This is a genomic window from Pseudanabaena biceps PCC 7429 (assembly GCF_000332215.1).
Classification (GTDB): domain Bacteria; phylum Cyanobacteriota; class Cyanobacteriia; order Pseudanabaenales; family Pseudanabaenaceae; genus Pseudanabaena; species Pseudanabaena biceps.
The window spans coordinates 1-5,551 of record NZ_ALWB01000282.1; the positions used below are offsets into that span (position 1 = coordinate 1).

At 38.2% G+C, this 5,551-nt stretch carries 4 protein-coding genes; 1 reads left to right on the forward strand and 3 read right to left on the reverse strand.

Annotated features, from left to right (window positions below; genetic code table 11):
• Window positions 1-144: 144 nt before the first annotated feature.
• Together PSE7429_RS20740 and PSE7429_RS20745 are read right to left on the reverse strand one after the other, a co-directional pair.
• On the reverse strand, window positions 145-1,683 hold the full coding sequence (locus tag PSE7429_RS20740; protein WP_009629320.1) for an IS1/IS1595 family N-terminal zinc-binding domain-containing protein: 1,539 nt from the start codon (window positions 1,681-1,683) through the stop codon (window positions 145-147).
• 27 nt (window positions 1,684-1,710) lie between these two features.
• Window positions 1,711-2,676: a glycosyltransferase family 2 protein gene (locus PSE7429_RS20745; protein WP_009629321.1), complete on the reverse strand. Its 966-nt coding sequence runs from the start codon at window positions 2,674-2,676 to the stop codon at window positions 1,711-1,713.
• Window positions 2,677-3,286: 610 nt separating this feature from the next.
• On the opposite strand from PSE7429_RS20745, the gene PSE7429_RS20750 reads away from it, so the two are divergent.
• Window positions 3,287-4,633, forward strand: a complete 1,347-nt coding sequence (locus tag PSE7429_RS20750) for a class I SAM-dependent methyltransferase (RefSeq protein WP_009629322.1) — start codon at window positions 3,287-3,289, stop codon at window positions 4,631-4,633.
• Window positions 4,634-4,778: 145 nt separating this feature from the next.
• On the opposite strand, the gene PSE7429_RS20755 is transcribed toward PSE7429_RS20750, so the two are convergent.
• A complete protein-coding gene (locus PSE7429_RS20755; protein WP_009629323.1) occupies window positions 4,779-5,387 on the reverse strand; it encodes a hypothetical protein in 609 nt (202 codons plus the stop codon).
• Between the last annotated feature and the right edge of the window lie 164 nt (window positions 5,388-5,551).

Here is a 5,551-nt window from a genome sequence, read left to right on the forward strand (position 1 = left end):
GGTTGCCGCGCGGAGCGCGGCAACCCTCTTTTGGGGTTTATTTCCTGATAAAGTTGACAGCAGATATAAGTAATTGAACGTGATCAAAATTAGTAGCTAGGTTTTATCTATGCCTAGCGCATAAGCAAACTTAAACCCATGAGATCACATACCAAATTTCTCTGGTTTTAAAAATATAATTGGTCCGATAATGTTAAACCATATAGAAATGGCAATGCAGAATAACGGAACGGGGCGAATAACATTGAATTTGGTTTTAAGCAGTAAAAAAGAAGCATAGGGCAGATAATCTAAGAAATAGCGGTAGCCAAACTGCCGCCATCCCGTCGAAACATAACTAAGTACTGGGACGGCAATTATCGCCATACATAACCAAGCTAAATTCTGTGAAGAACTTCTCAGATTTTTGGTTGAAAAAATGTAAATAAATAAAGGACTAACTGCCAAGGTTCCATTTCCTAGATCGTCGATCTGAAAAAAAGGAAATTGTACGATTAGTTTTGGAAATCCAATAATTCCATGATAAATATTAGGCAAGACATAGACTAGGTTATGCATCCCATACTTTTCAATATTGGCGGCAAAAAAAGCTGCTCCCGTAATACGGTCATATCCTACCGAAAAAGGATAGCCAAAGCGTACCCAGTTCCACCACAAAACAAATATGACGTACATTACAACTGGAATACATAGAGCTATCAAAGCCTTGAAATTTCCTCGATAACGACTGAGCCAAGCTTTAGCTATAAAAATAGGGAATATTATTGCTAAATGGTAGCGCCCAGTTGCAGCGATCGCTAAAAAAGTAATTCCTATAAAATCTTGTCGGAGATTTTTGGCATAGAATAAAGTTAGCCATGCTAACGAATGAAAAATACAACTACTAAGTACGGCATTAAACCAAGAAGTCGAAATAACCGCACAGGGAAGAATCATAGTCCCCAATGCTAAAAAGATAAATAATAGACTGCGTTGCCATTTATTTCTATGGGCAGAAAATCTCTCTACAAAGATAAACTGCACAATAATGAGTATGGTATAAAGAATATTAGAAAACCAAGTTTCTGTAAATTTCTCTTTAAAAAAGAAAACAAAGGGCACCATCAGAAATCCATTTAAAGGTGCTATTCCTAGGTATTCCTTACCCTCAAAAGAAATTAAATCATGCGTCCAATCAACGCCTAAGTCAATTCTGCCCTGCAAAAATGCTGAGGCTTGAGCATAAAACATGGAGAAGTATCTTTCTTCAAAATTATTACTTATGGAATACGATAAACCAAAGGCGATCGCAGTACATAAACTAATCAAGCAGAAACCATATAGAAACTGATGATTAATCCCTGAAAATATGGGATGCTTTACTGAAGGAGATTGATGCTCATCATCATTTTTAGTAAATCTTTCTTCTATTATTTTGCCTAATTGATTCATTGGATATCTATTAATAATTCTGCTTTGAGAACCAAAGATTAATTTAGAAAATATATACTGAAACTTAATTAATTTACGCTCAATTAGTCGTTTGTCTGCCGATCTTAGAAGATTAATATCTAGTGAAGCTAAAGAATCCTTTTCTGGATCAGTAAAAATATTATTACAGATTTCACAACGATACTTGAAATTACCGTTAGGTATTTTGCCATATCTTTCAAATTGTGTACTTTCACATAATGGACATTGCATGATTTCTACCCTTTACTTTGATAAATATTAGTTGCAACGATCATTCTCTGATTTGGTATCACTGTCAAAGTTAATTCGCTCTCTTTCTAAAACTAAGGGACGCTTGAGCATTCTTAAATGGATCAACCCAATATATTCACCGATAATACCAATAAAGAAAAGTTGAATAGAAGATAATAAAAATAAACCAACTACAACGGGTGCATTTCCTAAGGGAAATGATTGCCAAAACATGAGTTTGGCTATTAGATAGCCCATCGCAACTATTAAACTAAAAAAGGACATAATCAGTCCTATAATTGTTGCTATCCTTAGGGGTATACGCGAGTGGCTAGTGATGCCAAGCATTGCTTCATCGAAATAGCGATAGAGATTATAGCTACTTTTTCCTTTTTTACGTTGTTGTTGTTGGTATTCTATATTGAAACTAGAAAATCCTAATTCTTCTATTAATCCTCGAAAATAGGGGTAGGGATCGTTTATTTCTCTCAATATTTCTATAACTTGTTTGTCGTATAGTCCAAATCCTGTAAAATGGCTAGTGATTTTAATATCAGATATGGCGCGCACTAAATAATAATAAACACTTCTTAGGAAGTACATAAGAAATATTTCTTGGCTTGAAGTTTTGATGCCTTTAACGACTTGGTAGCCTTCTTCCCATTTTTGAATAAACTCAGGAATTAGTTCTGGAGGTTCTTGTAAGTCTGCCGCTAGAAAAACTACGGAGTCTCCAGTGGTTTGAAGGAGCGCATAATACATAGAACGAACAACACCAAAATTTCTATGGTTAATTATGAGCTTTACGTTTTTATCTTTCTTTGCTATCTCTTTTAAGATTATGACAGTTAGATCGCTAGAATCATTGTCTATAAAGAGATGTTCATAACTATATTCTTCTAGTCGCGAAAAAATTTGTTTGACACGGAAATAAGCATCTTGAACGTTCTTCTCTTCATTATAACAAGGGGTGACTATACTGATTTTTTTCAATCTCTTTTACCGTTAAATATAAATTTCTTGTTTAATCAGTGAGAAGTACTTAAGTAGCTAAGCATAAGTAAACTTAAGCTCTAGAAGAGCGTACCGCTCGCGTAGCAGGCAGTACGCTCTCTATTTTTGGTTTTTAATTATGCTTAATTGCTTACTAAGATTACCAATAAAATACTATTAATAAGATACTATTCCTTTTTCCATTCTCATAGTCCCAGATGACCCAAAGAATACTTCATGGGGAGTATGATAGTCAAGGTGGTTTCTTTGCCTAACCTGAATCTATATCATCTATATACAGATTAATACAGATTATTTTAGATCTATTCATTTTTTATCCTTAAGTTCGTAGCGTTAAAATGGTAATTGAGGATGAATTCCTTTTTATTTAATTAATCTTCTCTTCTCTATTTAGTCTCAGATATTCGCCAATTCTTGCTACTGCAATCACTAAGTAGCTCAGCATAAGTAAACTTAAAACCTAGAGGAGCATACCGCCCGCGTAGCGGGCAGTATGCTCCTCTATTTTGGTTTTTAATTATGCTGAACTCTTAGTAATAATGCAAGAATATTGACAGCTATAAATTTGAATTTAGATGCATTTTTTAAAATGACAGTCGATCCTATCGAAAAAGTCCGCGATCAGTATGATTTGACCCCCTATCCCAATTTGCCCGCCACTGATATGGGCGGAGATGGCGATCGCGGGGTGATTTTACATTCTTATGCATCAGCTTGGTATGCCAAAACTCAACATGTGGACGATCGCCAAGATGTGACTATTTTAGATGTGGGTTGTGGATCGGGTGTGACCACCCTAGCGTTAGCGATCGCTAATCCTAGGGCAAGAATTGTGGGAATCGATCTTTCGGAAACTTCTTTGCGTCTAGCAGGCGAGCGCTTGACCTATCATGGTTTCCCCAATGTTGAATTTCATAAATTAGCGATCGCCCAACTTCCCCAGTTTAAGACAGAGCAAAGCATTGAATTTGACTATATTAATTGTGAAGAGACTCTATATCTTCAGACCGATATAGTGGAAAGTTTACGACATATGCGAACCGTACTTGCGCCGACAGGAATATTGCGAATTAACGTACATAGCCTTTACCAACGGATCGATTTCTTTCGCGCTCAAGCCTTTTCCCGCTTAATAGGATTTCTCAATAGCAACCCCACGAGCAGAGAATACCAAATGATTTCGGGGATTATGGAAGCATTGGCTGATGATAATTTACTCAAAGTTAGCACTTGGCTTCCTTCCGATAAATCCTTAGACTTTGTGTTAATGAACTATATGTTGATTGAAGACAAGGGATATACCATTCCCGATTTTTTTCAGATGCTGCGCTCGGCAAACTTAGAATTTATTGGGATGACGGAGCCTGCGGGATGGCATTTACCCTATTTATTTCCGAATGGAATGCCCGATTCCATCGTAGATTTTTTGCATAATGCTACCCCTGAAAAAAAACTTCATGCTTACGAGCTACTACATCCTGCAAACCGCTTGTTGGATCTCTGGTGCGGTCATTCGGGGCGATCGCCCGAATATATCGAGATTCAGCAATGGACTGAAGGGATGTGGAAATCGGCAATGATTTATTTACATCCTGTTGTCCGAACGGATAGTTTTTTTCAGACCCTAGATCGGGCGATCGCGCAAATGCAGCCCGATCCAAATGTTCAAAAATTGCATCGATCACATTTGGATGCTCTTACCGTAATTTTGTGCCTGCGTTTTATGAGAAAAAGTCCTTGTAAGTTCTCAGATCTCTTGGACTATTGGTGTATTCACAAGCCCAAGTTAGAAGCCTATCGAAAGGTTTCTACCATTGTTGGAACGGCGGTTCCAACAGTTCATAAGATGAGCGATCGCCAAGCTTATGACGAGCTAAGGTTTTTACTGAGCGAACTGGTGATGGATCGTGTGGTGATGCTCGAACGGTTTGACTGATTGTTATACCAATTCACAAAAGTGTGACAACACTTTTGTGAATTGGTATAAGTGGGATTAATTAAATATAAAAACCTTGTAAAACCCTAAAAGCTGCGGCGCACGCAGCGCGTGCGCCGCAGCTTTTAGAATTATGGTGAGGTACTTAGATAACGCCCGTTTGTTTGTGCAAATAGGAAACAGCTTTGATAGCAAAGCCGATCGCTAAACTACTACCCGCAAAGGCTCCTAATACAGTCAAGCTGATTTTGGGCGATAGTTCGAGATCTTTAATTTGTTGACCAATTAGGGTTATGGCGGCGGCGATCGCGCCGATTGCCAAACTGCTTATCCAACTGGTCGAAAACTGGAGGATGGAAACAGCGATCGCGATCGCGAGTGCTATGGTTAATGCCGTGGCAATTAGATCGTTAATGCTAAATTTTTTGTCTAGTTTGGGATCGTAGCGAACATCCCGAAAGCCAAACCAATAGAGTAAGAGACAGATACCCGCACCAATTAGAGCGTCAGTAGGATTGGATTTAATAAATATGGTAACGATGGCGGCAAGGGCGGCGATCAATCCTCCTAAACTTCTAGGCAAGGCAAAGACACCAACGACTGCTAACAAGAACAAAGCACCTGCCGTCCAATATTGGTAGTCGTGCAACAAAATTCTTAGGTAGCTACCTAGATATCCATAGGCGATCGCGATCGCAACTAAAGAGATAAATAGCCTAAATCCAACTTCAAACCTTCCGACTTTGAGTGCCATAAGATGCCACCTTTTTTATTTATGCCAGCCTAAAAACACTATAAACATGCATCTATTGCTGATTGCTGCAACAAAGTATAGCAATCGATAGTTAAAGAAGATAGAGTTACTTGACTGAGGACAAATCAAAACCCAAGAATTGAGTGGCGGCGCGAAGCGCCGCC

Excerpts from the sequence above, each read along its gene's own strand:
- PSE7429_RS20750 (WP_009629322.1), top strand. The coding sequence starts at position 3,287 with ATGACAGTCGATCCTATCGAAAAAGTCCGCGATCAGTATGATTTGACC.
- PSE7429_RS20740 (WP_009629320.1), bottom strand. The coding sequence starts at position 1,683 with ATGCAATGTCCATTATGTGAAAGTACACAATTTGAAAGATATGGCAAA.
- PSE7429_RS20755 (WP_009629323.1), bottom strand. The coding sequence starts at position 5,387 with ATGGCACTCAAAGTCGGAAGGTTTGAAGTTGGATTTAGGCTATTTATC.